This is a genomic window from Mycobacterium sp. NGS64 (assembly GCF_059812245.1).
Map to the genome: position 1 here is coordinate 156,126 of NZ_JCALCI010000006.1, position 20,260 is coordinate 176,385.

The window sequence follows — 20,260 nt, forward strand, 5'->3', positions numbered from 1 at the left end:
GTCGCGTCTGCTCGCGGTAGAACGGCTAGGTCTCGGCGAGGCGCTTGAGGCACTTCAGGGTTTCGGACAGGTTGCGGCCGACCTGACGCACGGCGATCCGGTCGGCGATGTAGCCGATCAGGCCGCCGGGCGCCTGGTAGGACAGCCGGAACGTCACCTTGGTCTTGCCGTCGGCGGCGTCGCGCAGTCGGATGCGCCCACGCAGGTTGACTCCGGTGATCCCCACCCACGCGACGTCGCGGCGGTCGTCGAACTCGACGATCTCGATCAGGCCGCCGACCGGCACCGAGCCGATCTTCCAGTGCACGGTGTAGCGCGCGCCGAGGCCGCGTTCGATGTCGTTCGAGGACTCCCACCGCTCGAGGCTGGTCATGAACGACGGGTAGCAGTCCGGATCGCTGACGATCTTCCAGACCGCGTCGCGGTCGGTGTTGATCACACAGCGGCGTTCGACGCGCATCAGCCGATCACCGGGAATCGACGCTCGGCGGCCAGGCGGTCGACGCCGTCCTGCAGGCTGGCCATCACTTTGTCGTGGACGGCTTCGTCGTCGCCGTCGACGTCGATCGGGTGCTGCACCTCGATGACGATCTTCGTCGGCAGCGGAATGTGGCCCGCGAAGTCGCTGATGTTGAGGCCCCACGGCAGGGCCAGCGATATCGGGATGCTCTTGAGCCGCAGCAACTTGTCCGTCATCAGCAGCTTGGCCAGCCACTGCCCGCGGTTGAGGAACAGCGCGCTCTCCTGGCCGCCGACGCTGGCGACGGGCACGATCGGCACGCCGGCCTCCCGGGCCAGCCGCACGTAGCCCTTGCGCCCGCCGAAGTCGACCTTGTGGCGTTCCCAGGACGGGCGGAACACCTCGTAGTCCCCGCCGGGATAGACCAGCAGCGCCGCGCCGGAATCCAGTGCCAAACGGGCGTTTTCGGGATTGGCGGCGACGGTGCCGAACTTGCGTAACCAGCCCAGCGGCGGCGCGGAGACGACGAGGTTGTGCGCCAACTGATAGAAGGGCCGCTCGACGCCGAAGTACGAGCAGAACGCGAGCGTGAACACGAAGGTGTCCGGGGGCACGTTGCCGCCGCTGTGGTTGCCGACCAGCAGCACCGGCCCGTCCGCCGGGATGCGGTCCAGGCCCCGCACGTCGGCCCGAAAGTACAGCGACGCCAGCAGCCAGGTCCCCGGAAGCTGGTCGCGGATGTAGTCGGGGTCGCGCTGATCGAGGTCGGCTTTGGGAACCCGCGACACCACCTGGTTGCGGGCCCAGCCCAAGACGTCCCCCATGGTCGCCATTACGGCGGGGTACCCCGGTGTCGCCGGGCGTCAAACGCGGTAGATGCGGGCGGCGTTGTCGCGGGCGATGAGGTCGACCACCCGGATCGCGTCGTCCCGGCTCCAGTCTCCGTCGGCGACGAATCCGCTCAGCACGCGATGAATGCCCTTGCGCCACAAAGCCGCACCGAGGAAGTGCAGTTCCGGGGGACCGTAGCCGTCCGACGAGTACAGGATGCGCCGGAACGGCGCCATTTCCAGCAGCCGGGCGAGAAACGACGGGGACCGCGCCCCCAGGTAGTTCACGCTCAGCCCGCCGTCGACGTAGACGTTGTTGAAGGCCTGCGCCAGGTAGCCGGCCTCGCGCTCGTAGGGATAGCAGTGCAACAGCACGATCGGCGTGGGCGCGGATTGTCGCAGGAAATCGAGCAGCAATAGCGGGTTGGCCCGGCGCAGGTCGCAGTCCCGGTCGCCGAAGCCGACGTGGAATTGCAGGGGCTTGCCGAGCCGCAACGCCTGGTGCAGCCCGAACCGCAGCAGCACCCGATCCGTCAGCCGGGTGCCGCCGCTGTCGCGCCAGCGGGCCGCGGCCTCGGCGACCTGGGCCGCGGACGGTTCGCTCAGGTCGCCGTCGAACCCGCCCCGGTAGGCCAGGATGGATTTGGTGCCGACGGCGGTGGCCGCGCGCCGGTGCAGGATCTCCTCGAAGGCCGAGGCGTAGTCGCCCGGCGCCCGCGCGGCCTGCTCGGCCACCTGCTCGAGCCGGACGACCTCGTGCGCGCGGTTGCCCGACCACTCGGCCATCTCGGCGGTGCCGGCCGTTTCCCCGGCGCCGATTCCGGTGTCGACGAGCCAGTCGCTCACGTTGGCGGCCGGCAGGAACAGCCTCGCCAGCTCGGCTTCGCTGTGCTGCCGACGTCGTTCCCAGTAGGCTTGCGCGTCAACGTGTTTGGGCAGCCCGAGGATCGGGGCGCAGTGGGCACGCACGGCGAAGCCGAGCTGGGAGTCGAAGCCGGAGTCGACGAGCGGTTCGGTGTTGGCCTCGTTGAGGGCGTTCTCGAACCGTCCCCGATCCCCCGCCGCCAACCAGGACCCGTGCACGTGCTGGTCGATCAGCGCCACCTGATCGATGTGCTCCGCCAGGGCGTTCACAGGCTCCAGGCCATCCGGAACTTGTCCGCCAGCTGCTCGGCATCGAGATCGCCGTAGCGCTCATGCTCGAGGCTGCGGACCGCGACCACCATGTCGACCGCGGCGTCGCCCAGGATGCCCCGCAGCAGGGCCGAACCATCAAGCGCGGCAATGGCTTCCGGCTGTCCTTCCGGCAGGAGCAGGATGCCCGCGTCGGCGCGTTCCGACTCGGACAGCCTGGCCGGGTCCACGGTGATCTCCGGCGGCAGCGCCGCCTGGCGCTTGATCCCGTCAAGCGCCAGGCCGAGGATCGCCGCCGTCGCCAGGTAGGGGTTGGCCGACGGATCGACGATCTTGACCTCGACGTTGGCGCCGCGCGGGCTCGCGGGCCCACCCTGGATGAACCGCACCGCCGCCTCCCGGTTCTCGGTCCCCCAGCACGCGTAGGCGCCGGCCCAGTTCCCGGGCCGCATCCGCAGGCCGGACACGATGGATCCGCAAAGAATGCCCTGGGCTTCGGGCAGGCCACCGATCACCCCGGCGACGGCGCTCTCCCCCGCCGCCGTCATGCCCGCTCGTCCGGGCCCGTCGGAAAACAGCGGGCCGTCCGGGCCGGTCAACGAGAAGTGTTGGTGCGCGCCGGATCCGACACTGCCGGCGAACGGCGCCGGTGACATGCTGACGCGCAGCCCCTGACGGCGCGCGGCCCGGCCGATGATGAGCCGGGTCACCGCCAGCTGATCGGCGGCGGCCACCGGCGCCAGCGGCGACAAGGAGATCTCGAACTGGTTGGCGCCGTACTCCGGATGGAACTGCTCGATGCCGACACCAGCCGTCGTCGCCGCCGCGTTGACGTCGCGAATGAACGCCTCGTGTTCGAGCACGCCGGCCAGGCCGTATTGCGCCCACAGCGCGGCGGGCAGCCGGCCGCCGTCGGGCTCGACCAGGAGGAACTCGATCTCGTGCCCCACGCTCGCCCGCAGGCCGGCTTCCTCGAGCGCGGCCTCGATGCGGCCCAGCGTGCCCCGGGCGCACGCCGGCACCGGTGTTCCGTCCTGCTCGAAAAACGAGGCCGGCGCCCAGGCCAGCCCGTCGCCGACGATCCGCATGGCCGACAGGTCGATGCGCAGCCGCTGATCGCCGACGACCCCGACGTCGTCGGTGAACGCGATGCCGCTCTGGTCGATCGCGAAGCCGTGCCAGGAGGGGCTGGCGCCCAGGCCGGGATCGGCGAAGGTGTTGGTGCGCCGGATCGGGACGGTCTTGGCGTGCGTGAGACCGGCGGGGTTCACGACGCTGCCGATGACGGTGTCGACGCCTTCCCCCTCCAGCTGGGCGATCGCGGCGGCGGCGAGCGGGGTGGCTGTCATGGCAGCCATTGTGGCAACTCGGTCAGTTCTGCCGCGGGATCAACTCGGTGGCGAAGCGATCGACGAAGTCGTCGAGCGGCGCCTTACCCGCCGGCCGGATGACGAATTTGGTCAGGCCGGCGTCGAGGTAAGCGTCGAGTTGGCGGTGCAATTGGTCCCAGTCGGCCGCAATCAGCTCGCCGGGATCGAGTTCGGGACGGCGCCGCCGGGCCGCCGCCGCCAGCTCCGGGGACAACTCGCCGTCCGCGACGGCCAGCGAGATGCCGTAGTGGTCGGGCTCGATGCGCCGGCCGGCTTCCGCCGCGGCCCGCTCGATCGCCTCGCGTCCCGCGCGCGCCTCGGCCGGGGTGAGGAAGCTGCCCAGCCACCCGTCGGCCAGCGCGCCGATGCGCCGAAACGCCGCCGGCGCCGAGCCGCCCAGCCAGATGTCCAGCGGCGGCACCGGCCGCGGGGCGACCGCGGCCCCGCGCACGGTGAAATACCGGCCGCTGTAGCTGGCGGTGTCGTCGACCAGCGCCGCGCGCAGCACCCGCAGCGCCTCGTCGAACACGGCCGCGCGTTCGCCGTCGGGGACCACGAACACCTCCCGCTCGGCCGGAATCGCCGAACGCAGTCCGAAGACGGGTAGGACGCGCTTGGGCGCGACGGCCGCCAGCGACGCCAGCTGCTTGGCCACCAACACCGGGTGCCGCCCCGGCAGCACGGCCACCGACGTGCCCACCTTCAACCGGGTCGTGCGGGCCAGCGCATAGGCCATGCCGACCACCGGATCGACCGCCGGGGAGTAGACCAGCTCGGAGAACCACAGCGAGTCGACCCCGCTGCTCTCCAAATGATCGACGATGCCTGCGAGCCGGTCTGGGGCGGTGTCCAGTCCCAGCCCCACGCCGAAGCGAATCTTCACAGGTATCGCAACGCCGGTTGCGCGTCGGTTTGTGCCCGCCAAACTCAACTCGCTGCGCAGTTCCCCGGCGTGTCGTCGCAGACGTTGCAGTGTCGCGGCGCCTACGCGCGGCTGGGCAGGGTCAGCTTGCAGGCCTGGCCGATGTCGAGGGTGCGGAGCATCCGGCCCATGCCGACCCACAGGGCGCAGGACATGGCGAGGTCGGCGAGCAGCTCCTCGGTGAAGTGCTCGTTGGCGCGGGCCCAGAAGTCCTCGTCGTCGCGCAACTTGGTGTGCTCGGTGCCGAATCGGTGCGCGAACTCCGCGGCCAGCCGCTCCTGCTCGCTGTACCCCGGCCAGGTGCGCCACTCCAGCGCGTGCTCGTACAGCTCCTCGTCCACGCCGGCGGCGGGGCCGTCGGCGTCGCGGGTGTTCATGCACACGGTGCATTCGTTGTCATGGGCGATGACGGTCCGGGCCAGCTCGCGGGTGCGCATGGGCAGCCGGTTCTTCGTGTAGACCGCCTGGCTGAAGTTGGCGATCGCGCCGCCGAGGTCCGGAGACTTCGCGGCCCAGCCATAGATGTCGTCGTCGGCGAACGTTCCGATTCGGCTCATGGCGTGATGGTACGCCCAGCCCCCTGGCCTAGCGCGTTTATGGCCACCGTCGGCGTCTCGTTGTCCCAATCCCGTTGGGCCAGAACTCGATGCGCGACGCGTCCGAGCGCGGCCTGCACCTGTCGCCGGTCGGGCCGGCCCTCGAAGCCGGGCGAGCGTTCCAGCTTGTCGACGAGCCAGGCCACTAGGAGCGAGTGCACGTATTCGACCTGCTGCGCCCCGGCCGGGGTCAGCCACAATTCGTCGCCCTCGCCGCGCGCGTAACCGGTGGCGACCAGGCGGGAGAATGTGGGCTCCAGCACCTCGAACGGGATCCGCAGGTAGTCGGCCATGTCGGTGAGCCGCGCGACCCCGTACATCTGCCCATAGCGATTGATGCGCAGGACGCCCCACAACCCGGCGACGTCGAGCCGGCAATCGGGTCGCATCGCGATGCTGCGCAGTCGCATGCCCGGAACCCCCCGCAGCAGGCGGCCGATCGCGGCCTCCAGCATGTCGTCGGGCGTCTGGGTGGTCGGCATGGCGAACGCCTCGCCGATGTCGCCCCGCTTGTTGCCGATGCCGCGCAACGGCACTTGGCGCAGAAACAGCGCCACGACGAAGCCGACCAGCGAGACCGGGACCGCCCACAGGAACACCTGGGTGAGCGAGTCGGCGTAGGCCCGCACGATCGGCGCGGCCGTGTCGCGGGGCAGCCGGTGCAGGGCCTCCGGCGAAGCGGCCGCGGCGGCAGGGGCGCGCGCTGCGGCCAGGGCCGGACCGATCCGGCCGTGTAGGAAGTTGGTGAACAGCGAGCCGAATATCGCTGCGCCGAAGGAACTTCCGATCGTCCGGAAGAACGTCACGCCGGAGGTGGCGACCCCGAGGTCGTCGAAGCTCGAGGTGTTCTGCACGATGAGGACCAACGTCTGCATGCACATCCCGATCCCCGCCCCGAGGATGACCAGGAACAGCGACTGCAGCCACGCCGACGTCGACGGCTCCATTAGGGACATCAGGAAGAACGCGAACGCCATCACCGCGGTGCCGGCGACGGGAAAGACCTTGTATTTGCCCGTGTGTCCGACGAGGACGCCGCTGCCCATCGAGGTGGTCAGCATTCCCACCACCATCGGCAGCGTGCGCAGGCCCGACGTGGTCGCGGAGACACCGTCGACGAACTGCATGTAGGTGGGCAGGAACGTGAGGGCGCCCAGCATCGCGAACCCGACCACGAAGGACAGCACGCAGCACACCGTGAACACCGGGCTGGCGAAGAGCCGCGTCGGCAGGATGGGCGCGGCGACGCGGCTTTCCACCCAGACGAAGATCGCGAGGGCCACGGCGGAGCCGGCGAACAGCCCGATGATTGTCGCCGAGCCCCATGGATATGTGGTGCCGCCCCAGCTGGTGGCCAGCGTCAGCCCCGAGGCGCCCAGGCCGACGAAGACGATCCCGACGTAATCGATGACCGGTTTGCTGCGGTCGGACAGCGCCGGGATGGCGGCGGCCGCCACGAAGAAGACCACGACCGAGATCGGCACGTTGATCCAAAACGCCCAGCGCCAGCTGAGGTGGTCGGTGAAGTACCCGCCGAGCAGCGGCCCGATCACTGTGGTCACGCCGAACACCGCGCCCATCGCGCCCTGGTAGCGGCCGCGATCCCGCAGCGGAATCACCTCGCCGATCAACGCCGTGGCGGTCACCATGAGCCCGCCGCCACCGATGCCCTGCAGCGCGCGCGCCGCGACCAGCATGCCCATCGAGGTCGACAGGCCACAGAGCACCGACCCGGCGACGAAGAACACCACGGCCGCCTGGAACACCCGTTTGCGACCGAACAGGTCTCCGAACTTGCCGACGAGGGCGGTCATGATGGTCGAGGCCAGCAGGTAGCTGGTGACGACCCACGATTGATGGCCCGCCCCGCCGAGGTTGGCGACGATGGTCGGCAGCGCGGTCGCGACGATGGTCTGGTCCAGTGCCGCCATGAGCATGCCGAGCAGGACCGCGACGAAGATGAAATTCCGCCGCTGCGGATTGACCGCGACTTCCCCGGGCGTGGACTGGTCAGCCTGGCGGGCCGGAACCGCCGCCGGTGTCGTGCTCGTCATGCCTGCCTTCCCTGGGCGCTCGATGCCTATGAGTGCCCGGGGTTAACCGATGGCAACCAACCGCCGCCTCGACGGGCTCAGCTCGGTGGCCGCGACACGCACTGCGCCGAGTACAGCTCCTCGCCGAGCTTTTCCATCAACTCCAGCTGCGTTTCCAGGTAGTCGATGTGCTTTTCCTCGTCGGCCACGATCTTCTCCAGCAGGATGGCGCTGGTGCTGTCCTGCTTTTCCCGGCACATGATGATTCCGGGCTTGAGCCGCTCCATCACCTCGTATTCGATGGCCAGGTCGGCCTCGAACTGCTCGCGCAGCGTCTGGCCGACGCGCAGCGAGAAGAGGCGCTGGTAGTTCGGCAGTCCGTCGAGCAGCAGGATCCGATCGGTGATCTCCTCCGCGTGCCGCATCTCGTCGAACGACTCTTCGCGGGTCTTCTCGGCCAGCTCGGTGAAGCCCCAGTTGTCCTGCATCTTGGAGTGCAGGAAGTACTGGTTGATCGCGGTGAGTTCGCTGGTCAGCTGCTCGTTGAGCAGGCGCAGAACGTCCGGATCACCTTGCATGGTCACTCCTAGCGTCGGAGGGCTGTCACGTCTCGCCGCGGCGGCGGGCTGGGCTGAAACACCGGGCGCTAGCAGCACTTTGCCATGCCGAATTGGAATCTTCCAGGAAGGTATGGCTGTGCTCAGTGTGTCGCGTGAGTCACGCAGACGGGGTTAGGCGTCGCTAACCTACTTAGGGTAGACTTCACTAACATGCGGCTTGCTCGCTCGGCTTACGCCCGCGCCCGAGGGGTGCGCTGATGTACGTGTGCCTGTGCGTGGGAGCCACCAACCAGACCGTCTCCGACGTCGTCGCGCGGGGCGCCTCGACGTCCAAGGAGGTCGCCGAGGCGTGCGGCGCCGGCGGCGACTGCGGACGGTGCCGGCGCACGCTGCGCGCGATCATCGCCGCGTCGCGCCAATTCGAACCCGCTCAGTAGCCGGTTAACGCTTGTTGAAGTCCGCCAGCGCCGCGGCGTTGGCCTGGGCACCCATCAGCTCGGCGAAGTGAGCGTTCTCGCGCGCGCTCGCCGCGGCGATCTCGGGACGGATCGGCTCCATCATCGTGTGCTTGACGGCCATCAGGCTCGAAATGGGCCGGGCCGCAAGCACTTCCGCGTGCCGACGGGCTTCGGGTAGCAGCTCCTCCGGCTCGCAGACCCGCCAGACCAGCCCCATCCGCAGCGCCTCGGCGGCGTCGACCCATTCCGAGGACATCAGCAGCCAGGCGGCGTTCTGCCGGCCCACCAACTGCGGCAGCAAATAGGACGAGGCCGCCTCGGGGGCCACACCCAGGCTGGTGAAGGGGCACTTGAGCCGCGCAGTCGACGACATGAACGCCAGGTCGGCATACCCGAGGATGGTCGCGCCGATCCCCACGCCGACGCCGTTGACGGCGCAGATCAGCGGCTTCGGGAACGCGGCGAGCGCGTCGATCAGCCCGGGGAAGCCGTGTTTTCCGGGCATGAAGTCGGGGTCGGTGATGCGGGCCTGCATCTCGGCGAGGTCGGTGCCCGCGCTGAACCCGCGGCCCGTCCCGGTCAGCAGCACGACGGCGACCTCGGGATCCTCGGCGGCCGCCAGCAACGCGTCCGCCGTCGCGTCATAGAGGGCTTCGTTGAACGCGTTGAGCGCCTCGGGCCGGTTCAGCGTGAGGGTGCGCACCCGGTTCTTGTCGTCGATCTGCAGCGTCACGGCTGCAGCCTAACGGGTGGGGTTTAGCCGTTGCTGTACACGCGGGTCGGTGCGATCAACACCACCGCGCGACGCTCCTTGGCCATCACGCGGTCGTACTCGTCCCAGTCGTCGTGGGTGCCGCCCGCTGCGGTGAAGACCTCGCGCAGCAACAGCCGCAGCTGGTCGACGTCTTTGAGCCAGGGCGGCGCGTCGTCCGGGCCGGCCAGCTCCGCGCTCCCCTCGACGGTCGCCCACTGCCAGCCGTTCTTGAACGTGACGGCCAGTGGCGGGCGGGCCCGCAGATTGGCGAGCTTGACCTTGCCGTAGGTGGTGAAAGCCAACGACGGCTCGCCGGTGTCCGGGTGCGGCAACAGCCCGACGTTGACCAGCGAAGCCTGCACGGTGCCGTCGGCGCGAACCGTCGACACCACGGCCAGACCGCTTTCCCCCTTGGCCAGGGCCACCGCCTCGTCGAGTGTTGTCATGGCGATCCTCAATCCCGGAATGGTGTTCTGAACACGTAGCGGCTGGTCGGCACCGTGTCGATGTTCTCGTTGGCGCCGAATGCAGTTGTGCTGGCGACCATCCGGCCGAGCCGGTGTTGCAGGTCGTCGTCGTCGGCGGCACCGAAGAACGCCTTCAGGTCGGTGATCGCCTCCTCGGGGAACAACTCCTCGACGATGCCCGCGATTCCCGGCGCGTCCGGGGTGAGGGCACGCACCACCCAGTTCTGGGTGTAGCCGAACGTCGACTGCGTCTCGATGGCCACCGAGGTGTGATCGCCCTGCCACCGGGCCAGCCAGGTGGCCTGGTCCAGCTGCGCGGGGCGGCGCAGCAACGCGATGTTGGCCAGACCCGTTGTCCGGCAACCGGGTTCGGTTGGCGGCGCGGCGAGCGGAACCGATTCCGTCACCAGGTAGGCGGCGACCTGGTCGCATTCCTGGGCGAGAAACTTGAACGCCGCCTGCATCTGGTCGCCATAGCACTGCTGGGTCCACATGCTCACCACCGCTGCCGCCGGCGGGTCCATCGTGGTCAGCGTCATCAGCGAGTGGCGCACCGCGCTGTCGCGGACGTTCACCTGCAGCCCGAACAGACCCAGTTCCATAAGCGCGTCGGCGACGTGGCCCCGTTGCCGGGCACACCAGTCGTCGTCGGGCTCCGGGTGCATCAGCACCGCGATCACCTTTTCCATGCGCCGAACTTACCGCCGGCGCGCGGCTATTTGACCGGGCGTACCTGGTGTTCCTCGCCGATCAATTTGCCGATCATCGCCGCCAGCCGCCGATAGGACTCGTCGCGGCCGCTCGAAGACCGAAACACCAAGCCGATCCGCCGCCCGGGGCGCGGCGCGGCGAACTGCGCGAGCCCGAGCCGGCTCCGGGCGGCCTCGACCGGCACCGCGGTCTGCGGGATGAGCGTCACACCCAACCCGCCGGTCACGCACTGCACCGCGGTCGCCAGCGACGCGGCGCGGGTGTTGGCCAGCTCCGCCCGCACGCCCGCCTTCTGGCAGACGTCCAGCGCCTGATCGCGCAGGCAGTGGCCCTCATCCAGCAACAGCAGCGGCAGCTCGGCCAGCGCGGTGGCAGGTACCCGCCGCTTGCCCGACAGCGGGTGCCCAGGCGGCAGCGCGAGCACGAAGTCCTCGTCGTAGATTCCGACGGCGGTCGTCCCGGCGCCCGGCACGTCGGAGGCCGGCAATGCGATCAGCGCCGCGTCCAGCGCCCCCTCGCGCAGCAGCCTGAGCAGCCGCTCGGTTTGATCCTCGATCACCCGCAACGTGAGCGACGGCAGTTGCTCGGCCAGCCCGGCCAGCACCGTCGGCAGCACGTAGGGCGCCACGGTCGGAATCAGCCCCAGCCGCAGCCCGGCCTGCAGCGGGTCGGCGGCCCCCGCGGCGGCGGCGCTGAACGCGTCGACGGCCTCGACCACGGCCTGGGCCCGGGGCAGGAGTTGCGTGCCCTCTGTCGTCAAGAAGACACGCCGGGTGGATCTTTCGATCAGTTGGGTGCCCAGCCCCGCCTCGAGCGCCGCCAGCGCCTGCGACAGCGTCGACTGGCTTACGCCGAGACTCGTTGCGGCGCTGGTGAAATGCTGCTTCTCGGCCACCGCGACGAACGCGCGAAGGCCGGCGACGGTCGGCTGATAGGTCTTATCGGACATACCCATAAGTATAGTGTGATATATCACCTTTACTTCAAATCCGCGGGGCGGCAAGATGGTGACAGACGGCTAATCTTGAATAATTCCAGTTAAGGAGCGATATGTCCCTGCTGACCATCGGCGACCAATTCCCCGCCTACCAGCTCACGGCGTTGATCGGCGGTGACTTGTCGAAGGTCGACGCCAAGCAGCCCGGCGACTACTTCACCACCATCACCAACGAGGACCACGACGGCAAGTGGCGCATTATCTTCTTCTGGCCCAAGGACTTCACCTTTGTGTGCCCGACGGAGATCGCCGCGTTCGGCAAGCTGAACGACGAGTTCTCCGACCGCGACGCCCAGGTGCTCGGTGTCTCGATCGACAGTGAGTTCGTGCACTTCCAGTGGCGCGCGCAGCACGAAGACCTCAAGAAGCTGCCCTTCCCGATGCTCTCGGACATCAAGCGGGAGCTTTCGCTGGCCACCGGCGTGCTCAACGCCGACGGCGTCGCCGACCGGGTCACCTTCATCGTCGATCCGAATAACGAAATCCAATTCGTCTCGGCGACCGCCGGATCGGTGGGGCGTAATGTCGACGAGGTGCTGCGAGTCCTCGACGCGTTGCAGTCCGACGAGCTGTGCGCCTGCAACTGGCGCAAGGGCGACCCGACCATCGACGCGGGCGAACTGCTCAAGGCATCGGCATAGGGGGGGCGAGATGAGCGTCGAGAACCTCAAGGCAGCGCTGCCCGAGTACGCCAAGGACCTCAAGCTCAACCTGGGCTCGATCACGCGTAGCACCGTGCTGACCGAGGAACAGCTCTGGGGCACGCTGCTGGCCAGCGCCGCGGCCACCCGAAACACCCAGGTGCTGGCCGAGATTGGGGCCGAGGCGGGCGACTACCTGTCGGCCGAGGCCTACCAGGCCGCGTTGGGCGCCGCGTCGATCATGGGCATGAACAACGTGTTCTACCGGGGCCGCGGCTTCCTGGATGGCCAGTACGACGACCTTCGGCCCGGGTTGCGGATGAACATCATCGCCAATCCCGGGGTGGACAAGGCGAATTTCGAGCTCTGGTCGTTCGCGGTGTCGTCGATCAACGGGTGTTCGCACTGCGTGGTCGCCCACGAGCACACGCTGCGCGAGGCGGGCGTGGACCGCGAGGCCGTCCTCGAGGCGCTGAAGGCCGCGGCGATCGTCGCCGGTGTGGCCCAAGCGATCGTCGCCTCCCAGACGCTGGCCGCCGTCGGCTGACCTGTGACGACACCAGCCTGGGTAGAGCACGCCATCTGGTGGCAGGTCTATCCACTGGGATTCGTCGGCGCGTTTCCTCAGGCATCGGAGTCGGAGCCGCCGCAGCCGGACCAACATCGGCTGCGGCGGCTCGTCGACTGGTTCGACCATGCCATCGCGTTGGGCGCGTCGGGCATCGCGCTCGGGCCGATCTTCGCCTCGCGCACACACGGTTACGACACCACCGATCACTACCGGATCGATCCCCGGCTGGGCGACGACGGCGACTTCGATCACCTCGTCGCGGAGGCCCACCGGCGTGGGCTGCGCGTCCTGCTCGACGGCGTGTTCAACCACGTCGGCGTGGACTTCCCGCGCTATCGGGAGGCGGCGCCCGGCTGGTTCAGCGGAGGGACGTTCGAGGGTCACTCCGAGCTCATCACGCTCAACCACGACAGCACCGAGGTCATCGACTACACCGTCGACGTGATGGCGCACTGGCTGGGGCGCGGCGCGGACGGCTGGCGCCTCGACGCGGCCTACATTGTGCCGCAACAATTCTGGGCGTCGACGCTGCCGCGGGTGCGCGAGCGGTATCCGGACGCGTGGTTCGTCGGGGAGCTCATCCACGGCGACTACGCCGCGGTGGTCGCGGCGGCGACGTTCGACTCCGCAACCCAGTACGAGCTGTGGAAGGCGATCTGGAGCAGCCTGAATGACGGCAACTTCTTCGAGCTGGACTGGGCGCTGCAGCGGCACGGCGCGTTCCTGGAGACCTTCGCCCCGCTGACGTTCATCGGCAATCACGACGTCACCCGAATCGCCAGCCGGCTCGACCGACCCGAGCACGTGGCCCACGCGCTGGTGATCCTGCTGACCGTCGGTGGGGTGCCCAGCGTGTACGCCGGCGACGAGCTCGGATTCCGCGGCGTCAAGGAGGAGCGGTACGGTGGCGACGACGCGGTGCGCCCCGAGTTCGGCACTCCCCCACTGAAATTGGACGCGTTCGGTGCCCAGATGTGGGCGTTGCATCAGTTCCTGGTCGGGTTGCGCCGTCGTCACCCTTGGCTACATGCGGCATCGACGACCGCGTTGCGGCTGGAAAACCGGCACTACGTCTACGAGACGCGCAACGGTGAAAACGCGCTGCTGGTCGCGCTCAACATCGGCGACGAGCCGATGCGCGTCGCGCTGTCGGAGGCGGGCAAGGCGCGCGCGCAGGTCGTCGCGGGATCCTCGGCGCCACCACAGGAGGTGCTCGACGCGGTGGTTGTCGAGCCGCACGGCTGGCGGATCCTGGGCCCGGCCTAGGGACCGGTCAGCCGTGCCAAGGTCAGCGGGTCCTCCTGGCCGTAGAAGTAGTTGTCGAGGAGGGTGACGAAGTCGTGGTTATCGTCGGTCGCGTGGGCGAACAGCGTCATCGACGAGCGCAGCTTGAGGTCGTCCGGCGAACCAAAGATGTCGATGATCGAGCGGTCCCGCACCTCGTTGACCAGCCGAGTGCACTCGCGTAGTCGCGGCCCGAGGACCTCGTGCTGCAGGTAGGCGCGGGCTTCCTCGAGCGACGTGATGCCGTAGCGGGCCGCCATCGCGCTGCTGCCCAGCCCGCGCAGTTGTGGGAAGACGAACCACATCCAGTGACCGCGTTTCCGTCCGTCGCGCAGCTCTGACACGGCGGTGTGGTAGATCCCGGACTGCGCCGCCACGAAACGTCTGAGATCGAATGGGTCGCTTGCCGATGCCATATGACTACGGTTGCATACATGGCAGTCAATCGACGAGTGCCCAAGGTGCGCGATCTGGCGCCGCTGATGCAGTTCAAACGACCGCAGTTCGATGCGACCAAGCGCCGCCTGGCCGCCGCGTTCACCATCGAGGACCTGCGTCGCATCGCAAAACGGCGCACCCCCAGGGCGGCGTTCGACTACACCGACGGGGCGGCCGACGACGAGCTGTCCATCGCGCGGGCGCGACAGGCGTTCCGCGACATCGAGTTTCACCCGACCATCCTGCGCGACGTCTCCAACGTGACCGCCGGATGGAACGTGCTGGGCCAGCCGGTGGTGCTGCCGTTCGGGATCGCGCCGACCGGATTCACCCGGTTGATGCACACCGAGGGCGAAATCGCCGGCGCGCGGGCGGCCGCGCGGGCGGGGATCCCGTTCGCGCTCTCCACCCTGGGCACCACGGCGATCGAAGACTTGGTGACCGCTGTTCCCGAGGGACGCAAGTGGTTTCAGCTCTACATGTGGCGCGACCGCGACCGTTCGATGGCGCTGGTGAAGCGCGCGGCCGACGCGGGATTCGACACCCTGCTGGCCACCGTCGACGTCCCGGTCGCGGGTGCGCGGCTGCGCGACAACCGCAACGGCATGACGATCCCGCCGACGCTGACGCTGCGCACCGTGCTGGATGCGGTGCCGCACCCGAAGTGGTGGTTCGACCTGCTGACCACCGAGCCGCTGGCCTTCGCGTCGCTGGATCGCTGGTCGGGCACCGTCGGCGAGTACCTCAGCACGATGTTCGACCCCAGCCTGACCTTCGATGACCTGGAATGGATCAAGGCCCAATGGCCCGGCAAGCTGGTCGTCAAGGGGATTCAGACGCTCGACGACGCCCGCGCCGTCGTGGACCGCGGCGTCGACGGCATCGTGCTGTCCAATCACGGTGGGCGCCAACTGGATCGGGCCCCGGTGCCCTTTCACCTGCTGCCCACCGTCGCCCGCGAGCTGGGCAAGCACACCGAGATTCTGGTCGACACCGGCATCATGTCCGGCGCCGACATCGTCGCGGCGATCGCGCTGGGCGCGCGGTGCACGCTGGTGGGGCGGGCCTATCTGTACGGGCTGATGGCCGGCGGCGAGGCGGGTGTGACCCGAGCGATCGAGATCCTGCAGAGCGGGATAACGCGGACGATGGCGCTGCTGGGCGCCACCTGCCTCGAGGAGCTATCACCCAAGCACGTGACCCAGCTGCGGCGGCTAGGGCCCATCGAGTCGCCGAGGCAGGAATGACTTCGGCGTGCTGCCAATGCTTTTGACGAACATCGCCGAGAAGGCCGCGGGATTGTCGTAGCCCAGGTTGGCCGCGGTCCGCGTGACGCCCATGCCGCCGCTCAGCAGCTGGATGGCGTGCAGGACGCACGCCCGCTGCCGCCACTGCTGGAAGGTCAGGCCCGTTTCGGCGCGGAACACCCTGTTGAACGTGCGGACGCTGAGGTTCAGATGCGCCGCCCACCGGCCCGGCGACTCCCGCACGCTCGGCGCCGACGCGAACGCCTGGCACAGGCCGCGCAAGTCGTCACGGCCGGGCATCGGCAGATCGAGCGGCAGCGGTGTCACGGACTGGATCTCGTGCAGGACGAGGTCGATCAGCGCGCCGTCCCGTCCGTGCCGGTCGTAGGAGGCCGGCAGTTCCACCGCGGCGAGCAGCAACGCCCGCAGCAGCGGCGAAACGTCGACGACCTGGCAGCGGGCCGGAAACCAGGGCACGGCTGACGGCTCGATGTACAGGCTGCGGGTGCTGACCCCGTCCATCAGCACTTGGTGTTCGGTGTTCGGCGGGATCAAGACGGCCCGGTGGGTGGGCACCGTCCAGGCCGCGTCGGCGGTCTCGACCCGCATGACGCCGGTCGCCCCGTACAGGAGTTGGGCGCGGCGATGCCGATGAAACTCCAGCAGGTGGTGCGGTGGGTAATCCGTCCCGATCGCCAGTACGGCGCGGTTGACCTCATCGACGTCATCGAGGGCAACGTTGCGCACCCGGCCAGCCTAGCCCTGACGTGGCGGAAACTCAGGTGTTTATGGCTGACGAGCGATTGTGCGCCAACGCGGAACAAGCCTAGCGTGAGCCGCATGATCGAATTCGTCCTGCTCATGTTCGCGGTGGGTTGCGTCACCGGGATCACCACGGTGATCTTCGGATTCGGCGGCGGATTCGTCACCGTCCCCGGCGTGTACGCCGCGGTCGCGGCCACCAGCGGAGGCGTTGGCCAAGGCCATGCGATGCACACGGCCGTCGCTACGTCGACCGCGATCATGGTCGTCAACGCGGCGTCGGCGACCGTCGCCAGCGTCCGGCTCGGCCGGCTTCGCCGCGACTACCTCTGGCCGATCACGGCGTTCATCGCGATCGGGGCCGTCCTCGGCGCGGTCGCCGCCGACTGGGCTCCCGAGGTGCTGTTGCACATCCTGTTCGTGGCCTACATCGCCGTCACGATCGTCGACAGCGTCGTGCGGAAGGGCTTCCTGAGCGGCCCCGCCGGTGCGGCGGCGGGCGCGCCGCTCAGCAGGGCCGCGTCGACCTTCGGCGGGTTCGGCATCGGCGCGATTGCCAGCTTTCTCGGCATCGGCGGCAGCGTGATGACGGTTCCGCTGCTGCGGCGCAAGGGCGTTGCCATGGCCGAGGCCACCGCGCTGGCCAACCCGCTGAGCCTGCCCGTCGCGATCGCCGGAACCGCCATCTACGCGTTCGCCGGGTCCGCGGGAGGGCATCCCGGCCAGGTCGGTTACGTGAGCCTGGCCGCCGCGGCGGCGTTGGCGGCCGGATCGGTGCCCACGATCGCGCTCGCCAAGCGAGTCCTCGCCGGCCGGAAGATCCCCGACCGGGTCCACGCGGTCGCCTACGTGATCCTGCTGGGAATCATCCTGATCGCGATGATCGCGTCGGTGGTCGCCTAAGGCGTCACGCTCTGGGCGAAATCGGCCGGGGAACAAACCGCCAGCGGGCTGGGTTAAGCGCGTCAGACTCAACTTTTGGAGGACCTAATGGCTGAAGCCAAGTCTGTTCCGGTCTTGTTCACCGGGACGATCGTGTTGCCCGGAATGGTGGTCCCGATCGCCCTGGACGACGCCGCCCGGGCGGCGATCGACGCCGCACAGGCGAGCGAATCGGGGCAGCTGCTGATCGCGCCCCGGCTGGACGACCGCTACCCCACCCACGGTGTGATCGCGAAGATTCTGCAAGTCGGCCGGATCGCCGGCGGTGGCACCGCGGCCGTCGTGCGCGGCGAGCGCAGGGCGCACATCGGGGCGGGCGCATCCGGGCCCGGCGCCGCGCTGTGGGTCGAGGTGACCGAGGCGCCCGAAACACCGGCGACCGACGAGGTCAAGGCCCTGGCGGCGGAATACAAGAAACTGCTGCTGGCCATGCTGCAGCGCCGCGAGGCCTGGCAGATCGTCGACTATGTCAACAGCCTGACCGACCCGTCGGCGCTGGCGGACACGTCCGGGTATGCGTCCTACCTCACCGACGTGCAGAAGCGCCAGCTGCTCGAGACCGTGGACGTGGCCGAGCGGCTGCGCGTGCTGATCGACTGGACCAGCTCGCACCTGGCCGAGGTCGAGGTCAACGAGAAGATCGCCGAGGACGTGCGCGACGGCATGGAGAAGACGCAGAAGGAGTTCCTGCTGCGCCAACAGCTGGCGGCCATCCGCAAGGAACTGGGCGAGGGCGAGCCCGACGGTTCCGACGATTATCGGGCCCGCGTCGAGGCCGCCGACCTGCCCGAGAAGGTGCGCGAGGCCGCCCTGCGCGAGGTCGGCAAGCTGGAACGCTCCAGCGACCAGAGCCCCGAGAGCGGCTGGATCCGCACCTGGCTGGACACCGTGCTCGACCTGCCCTGGAACGTGCGGACTGAGGACTCGACCGACCTGACGGCGGCGCGGGCCGTCTTGGACGCCGACCACCACGGGCTGGAGGACGTCAAGGACCGCATCGTCGAATACCTGGCCGTGCGCACGCGCCGCGCGCAGCGCGGGCTGCAGGTCGTCGGCGGGCGCGGCTCCGGCGCCGTGATGGTGCTGGCCGGTCCCCCCGGCGTCGGCAAGACGTCGCTGGGCGAGAGCGTGGCCCGGGCTTTGGGCCGCAAGTTCGTGCGCGTCGCCCTGGGCGGCGTGCGCGACGAGGCCGAGATCCGCGGGCACCGGCGCACCTACGTGGGCGCGCTGCCGGGCCGGATCGTGCGGGCGATCGGCGAGGCGGGATCGATGAATCCCGTTGTGCTGCTGGACGAGATCGACAAGGTCGGTTCCGACTACCGCGGCGACCCGAGCGCGGCGCTGCTCGAGGTGCTCGACCCGGCGCAGAATCACACGTTCCGCGACCACTACCTGGATCTGGACCTGGATCTGTCCGACGTGGTGTTCCTGGCCACCGCCAACGTGATCGAGAACATCCCGTCGGCCCTGCTTGACCGCATGGAGCTGGTGCAGATCGACGGCTACACCGAGGACGACAAAGTCGCCATCGCCCGCGACTACCTGCTGCCCCGGCAGCGGGAGCGGGCGGCGCTGAACGATGACGAGGTCACCGTCACCGACGCCGCGCTGCGCAAGATCGCCGCCGATTACACCCGCGAGCCGGGGGTTCGGCAGTTCGAGCGGCTGCTGGCCAAGGCGCTGCGCAAGGTGACGACCAAGATCGCCGACGAACCGGTCACGATCGACGAGCCCGATCTGGTCGGTTACCTGGGCCGTCCGCGTTTCACCCCCGAGTCGGCCGAACGCACGGCGGTTCCCGGGGTGGCCACCGGCCTGGCCGTGACCGGGCTGGGCGGCGACGTCCTCTACATCGAAGCCGGGGCGACCGACGGCGAGCCGGGTTTGCAGTTGACCGGTCAGTTGGGCGACGTGATGAAGGAGTCGGCGCAGATCGCGCTGTCCTACGTGCGCTCACACGCCGCGGAGCTGGGCATCGATCCCAAGGCGCTGGACCGGCGCATTCACGTGCACGTGCCCGCCGGCGCGGTGCCCAAGGACGGCCCGTCGGCCGGTGTCACGATGGTCACCGCTCTGGTGTCGATGGCCACCGGCCGCCAGGTGCGTAGCGATGTCGGCATGACCGGCGAGGTCACGCTGAACGGCCGGGTGCTGCCGATCGGCGGCGTGAAGCAGAAGCTGCTGGCCGCCCAGCGTGCCGGTCTGTCAACGGTTTTCATCCCGGCGCGCAACGAGCCCGATCTGGATGACGTGCCCGCCGAGGTGCTCGACGCACTGGACGTCAAGCCGATGACGGACGTCGCGGAGATCGTCGCGCAGGCGCTCGAACCCGCGCCGGGGGCCGCGACCGTCGCCGCCTAGGGGGCCTTGGCTGCCAGGAGCTTGTCGTAAACCTGGGAGTCTGCTGCCAACAAATTGTCACGGGCGGGTTTTTGGTTCCGCCGACTCGGGTAGCCGAGGGGCCAGGGGTCGTTCCCCTGTCCCTCGGCCCAGACCAGGTGCTTGGGGAAATAACTGAACAACACCGTCAATGCTGTTGCGCTGCGTGCGTCGCAGCCAAGCTGGACAAGGAGTTCACATGAATCTCACCAAGATCGCCGCCACCGCCGCCATGGCCGGTGGCCTCGGGTCCGCGGCGCTCGGGTTGGGCGCCGGTTTCGCGCTCGCCGATCCCGGCCCGAACGTGCCGGGGCCGGGCCCCAACGTGCCGGGCCCGAACGTGCCGGGCGGGGACCGCGACCTGCCGGGTCCTGGTCAGCCGCTGCCCGGGCAGCCGATTTGTAACCCCGGTGCGCCCGGTGTGAACTGCAACGCGCCCGGCAGCCCGCTTCCCCCGGGCCAGAACGGCTTCCCGCCGCCGGGGCACTACAACGACCCGGGCCGCTACGGACTGCCGGCCACCTGGGTTCCGCCAGTCGGTGACCCCGACGGCACCCAGCTTCCGGTCGTGTTCAACCCCGACGTGGGCCAGTGGGGCGTCAACACGTCGGCCGGTTTCCAGGCGTACACGCCCGCGGGCAACGCCGGAGGCCAGGTCAACGGCGGGGGCAACATCGGAACCCCCCGTTAAAACCGGGACCTGA

22 protein-coding genes are annotated in these 20,260 nt (G+C 69.1%); 8 read left to right on the top strand and 14 right to left on the bottom strand.

Annotation, left to right across the window (positions count from 1 at the left end; all coding sequences use genetic code 11):
• Nucleotides 1–25 precede the first annotated feature (25 nt).
• The 8 genes from AC5Y4S_RS24355 to bfr form a co-directional block, all read right to left on the bottom strand.
• Entirely contained in the window at nucleotides 26–460 is a 435-nt protein-coding gene (locus AC5Y4S_RS24355) for an SRPBCC family protein (RefSeq protein WP_500035157.1), read from the bottom strand.
• Nucleotides 460–1,293, bottom strand: a complete 834-nt coding sequence (locus AC5Y4S_RS24360; protein WP_500035158.1) for a lysophospholipid acyltransferase family protein — start codon at nucleotides 1,291–1,293, stop codon at nucleotides 460–462. The genes AC5Y4S_RS24355 and AC5Y4S_RS24360 overlap by 1 nt, the downstream gene beginning before the upstream one ends.
• Nucleotides 1,294–1,323: 30 nt before the next feature.
• Nucleotides 1,324–2,424 (bottom strand): amidohydrolase family protein, encoded by a 1,101-nt coding sequence (locus AC5Y4S_RS24365; RefSeq protein ID WP_500035159.1) that lies wholly within the window; start codon nucleotides 2,422–2,424, stop codon nucleotides 1,324–1,326.
• Nucleotides 2,421–3,773 (bottom strand): type I glutamate--ammonia ligase, encoded by a 1,353-nt coding sequence (locus AC5Y4S_RS24370; RefSeq protein ID WP_500035160.1) that lies wholly within the window; start codon nucleotides 3,771–3,773, stop codon nucleotides 2,421–2,423. Before AC5Y4S_RS24370 ends, AC5Y4S_RS24365 begins: the two co-directional genes overlap by 4 nt.
• A gap of 22 nt (nucleotides 3,774–3,795) precedes the next feature.
• Nucleotides 3,796–4,677 (bottom strand): TIGR03854 family LLM class F420-dependent oxidoreductase, encoded by an 882-nt coding sequence (locus AC5Y4S_RS24375; RefSeq protein WP_500035161.1) that lies wholly within the window; start codon nucleotides 4,675–4,677, stop codon nucleotides 3,796–3,798.
• Nucleotides 4,678–4,778: 101 nt separating this feature from the next.
• On the bottom strand, nucleotides 4,779–5,273 hold the full coding sequence (locus AC5Y4S_RS24380; RefSeq protein ID WP_067154583.1) for a carboxymuconolactone decarboxylase family protein: 495 nt from the start codon (nucleotides 5,271–5,273) through the stop codon (nucleotides 4,779–4,781).
• On the bottom strand, nucleotides 5,270–7,366 hold the full coding sequence (locus AC5Y4S_RS24385; protein WP_500035162.1) for an MDR family MFS transporter: 2,097 nt from the start codon (nucleotides 7,364–7,366) through the stop codon (nucleotides 5,270–5,272). Before AC5Y4S_RS24385 ends, AC5Y4S_RS24380 begins: the two co-directional genes overlap by 4 nt.
• Before the next feature lie 77 nt (nucleotides 7,367–7,443).
• On the bottom strand, nucleotides 7,444–7,923 hold the full coding sequence (gene bfr / locus AC5Y4S_RS24390) for a bacterioferritin (protein ID WP_067154673.1): 480 nt from the start codon (nucleotides 7,921–7,923) through the stop codon (nucleotides 7,444–7,446).
• 239 nt (nucleotides 7,924–8,162) lie between these two features.
• Here bfr and AC5Y4S_RS24395 point away from each other — a divergent pair, with 239 nt between their 5' ends.
• Nucleotides 8,163–8,342, top strand: coding sequence for a (2Fe-2S)-binding protein (locus tag AC5Y4S_RS24395; RefSeq protein ID WP_067154578.1), 180 nt, complete (start codon nucleotides 8,163–8,165; stop codon nucleotides 8,340–8,342).
• Between the two features lie 4 nt (nucleotides 8,343–8,346).
• On the opposite strand, the gene AC5Y4S_RS24400 is transcribed toward AC5Y4S_RS24395, so the two are convergent.
• From AC5Y4S_RS24400 to AC5Y4S_RS24415, 4 genes are read right to left on the bottom strand one after another with little or no spacing between them, the layout of a single operon-like run.
• A complete protein-coding gene (locus tag AC5Y4S_RS24400) occupies nucleotides 8,347–9,096 on the bottom strand; it encodes an enoyl-CoA hydratase/isomerase family protein (protein WP_500035163.1) in 750 nt (249 codons plus the stop codon).
• Between the two features lie 23 nt (nucleotides 9,097–9,119).
• Nucleotides 9,120–9,563, bottom strand: a complete 444-nt coding sequence (locus AC5Y4S_RS24405; protein ID WP_500035164.1) for a TIGR03618 family F420-dependent PPOX class oxidoreductase — start codon at nucleotides 9,561–9,563, stop codon at nucleotides 9,120–9,122.
• An 8-nt stretch (nucleotides 9,564–9,571) separates the two neighbouring features.
• A complete protein-coding gene (locus AC5Y4S_RS24410; RefSeq protein ID WP_500035165.1) occupies nucleotides 9,572–10,273 on the bottom strand; it encodes an EthD domain-containing protein in 702 nt (233 codons plus the stop codon).
• 26 nt (nucleotides 10,274–10,299) lie between these two features.
• Entirely contained in the window at nucleotides 10,300–11,244 is a 945-nt protein-coding gene (locus tag AC5Y4S_RS24415; RefSeq protein WP_500035166.1) for a hydrogen peroxide-inducible genes activator, read from the bottom strand.
• Between the two features lie 101 nt (nucleotides 11,245–11,345).
• On the opposite strand from AC5Y4S_RS24415, the gene AC5Y4S_RS24420 reads away from it, so the two are divergent.
• Genes AC5Y4S_RS24420 through AC5Y4S_RS24430 form a run of 3 tightly spaced genes read left to right on the top strand, consistent with a single transcriptional unit; the run spans nucleotide 11,346 to nucleotide 13,770 of the window.
• Nucleotides 11,346–11,933 carry a peroxiredoxin gene (locus AC5Y4S_RS24420; RefSeq protein ID WP_085184530.1) on the top strand — a complete coding sequence of 196 codons (588 nt, stop codon included), beginning with the start codon at nucleotides 11,346–11,348 and terminating at the stop codon, nucleotides 11,931–11,933.
• 10 nt (nucleotides 11,934–11,943) lie between these two features.
• Complete coding sequence (locus tag AC5Y4S_RS24425; RefSeq protein ID WP_500035167.1) at nucleotides 11,944–12,480, top strand: alkyl hydroperoxide reductase; 537 nt, start codon at nucleotides 11,944–11,946, stop codon at nucleotides 12,478–12,480.
• A gap of 3 nt (nucleotides 12,481–12,483) precedes the next feature.
• Nucleotides 12,484–13,770 carry an alpha-amylase family protein gene (locus tag AC5Y4S_RS24430; protein ID WP_500035168.1) on the top strand — a complete coding sequence of 429 codons (1,287 nt, stop codon included), beginning with the start codon at nucleotides 12,484–12,486 and terminating at the stop codon, nucleotides 13,768–13,770.
• Here the strand turns inward: AC5Y4S_RS24430 and AC5Y4S_RS24435 are convergent.
• Nucleotides 13,767–14,204, bottom strand: coding sequence for a DUF1810 domain-containing protein (locus AC5Y4S_RS24435; RefSeq protein ID WP_500035169.1), 438 nt, complete (start codon nucleotides 14,202–14,204; stop codon nucleotides 13,767–13,769). The two genes, AC5Y4S_RS24430 and AC5Y4S_RS24435, sit on opposite strands and share 4 nt — an antisense overlap.
• Before the next feature lie 18 nt (nucleotides 14,205–14,222).
• On the opposite strand from AC5Y4S_RS24435, the gene AC5Y4S_RS24440 reads away from it, so the two are divergent.
• Nucleotides 14,223–15,473, top strand: a complete 1,251-nt coding sequence (locus AC5Y4S_RS24440; RefSeq protein WP_500035170.1) for an alpha-hydroxy acid oxidase — start codon at nucleotides 14,223–14,225, stop codon at nucleotides 15,471–15,473.
• Here AC5Y4S_RS24440 and AC5Y4S_RS24445 read toward each other — a convergent pair.
• Nucleotides 15,441–16,220 (bottom strand): AraC family transcriptional regulator, encoded by a 780-nt coding sequence (locus tag AC5Y4S_RS24445; RefSeq protein WP_500035171.1) that lies wholly within the window; start codon nucleotides 16,218–16,220, stop codon nucleotides 15,441–15,443. The genes AC5Y4S_RS24440 and AC5Y4S_RS24445 overlap by 33 nt on opposite strands.
• Nucleotides 16,221–16,313: 93 nt before the next feature.
• Between AC5Y4S_RS24445 and AC5Y4S_RS24450 the strand changes: the two genes are divergently transcribed.
• From AC5Y4S_RS24450 to AC5Y4S_RS24460, 3 genes are all read left to right on the top strand, one after another.
• On the top strand, nucleotides 16,314–17,138 hold the full coding sequence (locus tag AC5Y4S_RS24450; RefSeq protein ID WP_500035172.1) for a sulfite exporter TauE/SafE family protein: 825 nt from the start codon (nucleotides 16,314–16,316) through the stop codon (nucleotides 17,136–17,138).
• An 87-nt stretch (nucleotides 17,139–17,225) separates the two neighbouring features.
• Nucleotides 17,226–19,538, top strand: a complete 2,313-nt coding sequence (gene lon, locus AC5Y4S_RS24455; RefSeq protein ID WP_500035173.1) for an endopeptidase La — start codon at nucleotides 17,226–17,228, stop codon at nucleotides 19,536–19,538.
• A gap of 217 nt (nucleotides 19,539–19,755) precedes the next feature.
• Nucleotides 19,756–20,247: a hypothetical protein gene (locus AC5Y4S_RS24460; RefSeq protein WP_500035174.1), complete on the top strand. Its 492-nt coding sequence runs from the start codon at nucleotides 19,756–19,758 to the stop codon at nucleotides 20,245–20,247.
• Nucleotides 20,248–20,260: the final 13 nt, after the last annotated feature.

Coding starts and splice junctions, on each gene's coding strand:
- AC5Y4S_RS24355 (WP_500035157.1), bottom strand. CDS start 460: ATGCGCGTCGAACGCCGCTGTGTGATCAACACCGACCGCGACGCGGTC.
- AC5Y4S_RS24360 (WP_500035158.1), bottom strand. CDS start 1,293: ATGGCGACCATGGGGGACGTCTTGGGCTGGGCCCGCAACCAGGTGGTG.
- AC5Y4S_RS24370 (WP_500035160.1), bottom strand. CDS start 3,773: ATGACAGCCACCCCGCTCGCCGCCGCCGCGATCGCCCAGCTGGAGGGG.
- AC5Y4S_RS24380 (WP_067154583.1), bottom strand. CDS start 5,273: ATGAGCCGAATCGGAACGTTCGCCGACGACGACATCTATGGCTGGGCC.
- AC5Y4S_RS24385 (WP_500035162.1), bottom strand. CDS start 7,366: ATGACGAGCACGACACCGGCGGCGGTTCCGGCCCGCCAGGCTGACCAG.
- bfr (WP_067154673.1), bottom strand. CDS start 7,923: ATGCAAGGTGATCCGGACGTTCTGCGCCTGCTCAACGAGCAGCTGACC.
- AC5Y4S_RS24395 (WP_067154578.1), top strand. CDS start 8,163: ATGTACGTGTGCCTGTGCGTGGGAGCCACCAACCAGACCGTCTCCGAC.
- AC5Y4S_RS24405 (WP_500035164.1), bottom strand. CDS start 9,563: ATGACAACACTCGACGAGGCGGTGGCCCTGGCCAAGGGGGAAAGCGGT.
- AC5Y4S_RS24410 (WP_500035165.1), bottom strand. CDS start 10,273: ATGGAAAAGGTGATCGCGGTGCTGATGCACCCGGAGCCCGACGACGAC.
- AC5Y4S_RS24415 (WP_500035166.1), bottom strand. CDS start 11,244: ATGTCCGATAAGACCTATCAGCCGACCGTCGCCGGCCTTCGCGCGTTC.
- AC5Y4S_RS24420 (WP_085184530.1), top strand. CDS start 11,346: ATGTCCCTGCTGACCATCGGCGACCAATTCCCCGCCTACCAGCTCACG.
- AC5Y4S_RS24425 (WP_500035167.1), top strand. CDS start 11,944: ATGAGCGTCGAGAACCTCAAGGCAGCGCTGCCCGAGTACGCCAAGGAC.
- AC5Y4S_RS24435 (WP_500035169.1), bottom strand. CDS start 14,204: ATGGCATCGGCAAGCGACCCATTCGATCTCAGACGTTTCGTGGCGGCG.
- AC5Y4S_RS24440 (WP_500035170.1), top strand. CDS start 14,223: ATGGCAGTCAATCGACGAGTGCCCAAGGTGCGCGATCTGGCGCCGCTG.
- AC5Y4S_RS24450 (WP_500035172.1), top strand. CDS start 16,314: ATGATCGAATTCGTCCTGCTCATGTTCGCGGTGGGTTGCGTCACCGGG.
- lon (WP_500035173.1), top strand. CDS start 17,226: ATGGCTGAAGCCAAGTCTGTTCCGGTCTTGTTCACCGGGACGATCGTG.
- AC5Y4S_RS24460 (WP_500035174.1), top strand. CDS start 19,756: ATGAATCTCACCAAGATCGCCGCCACCGCCGCCATGGCCGGTGGCCTC.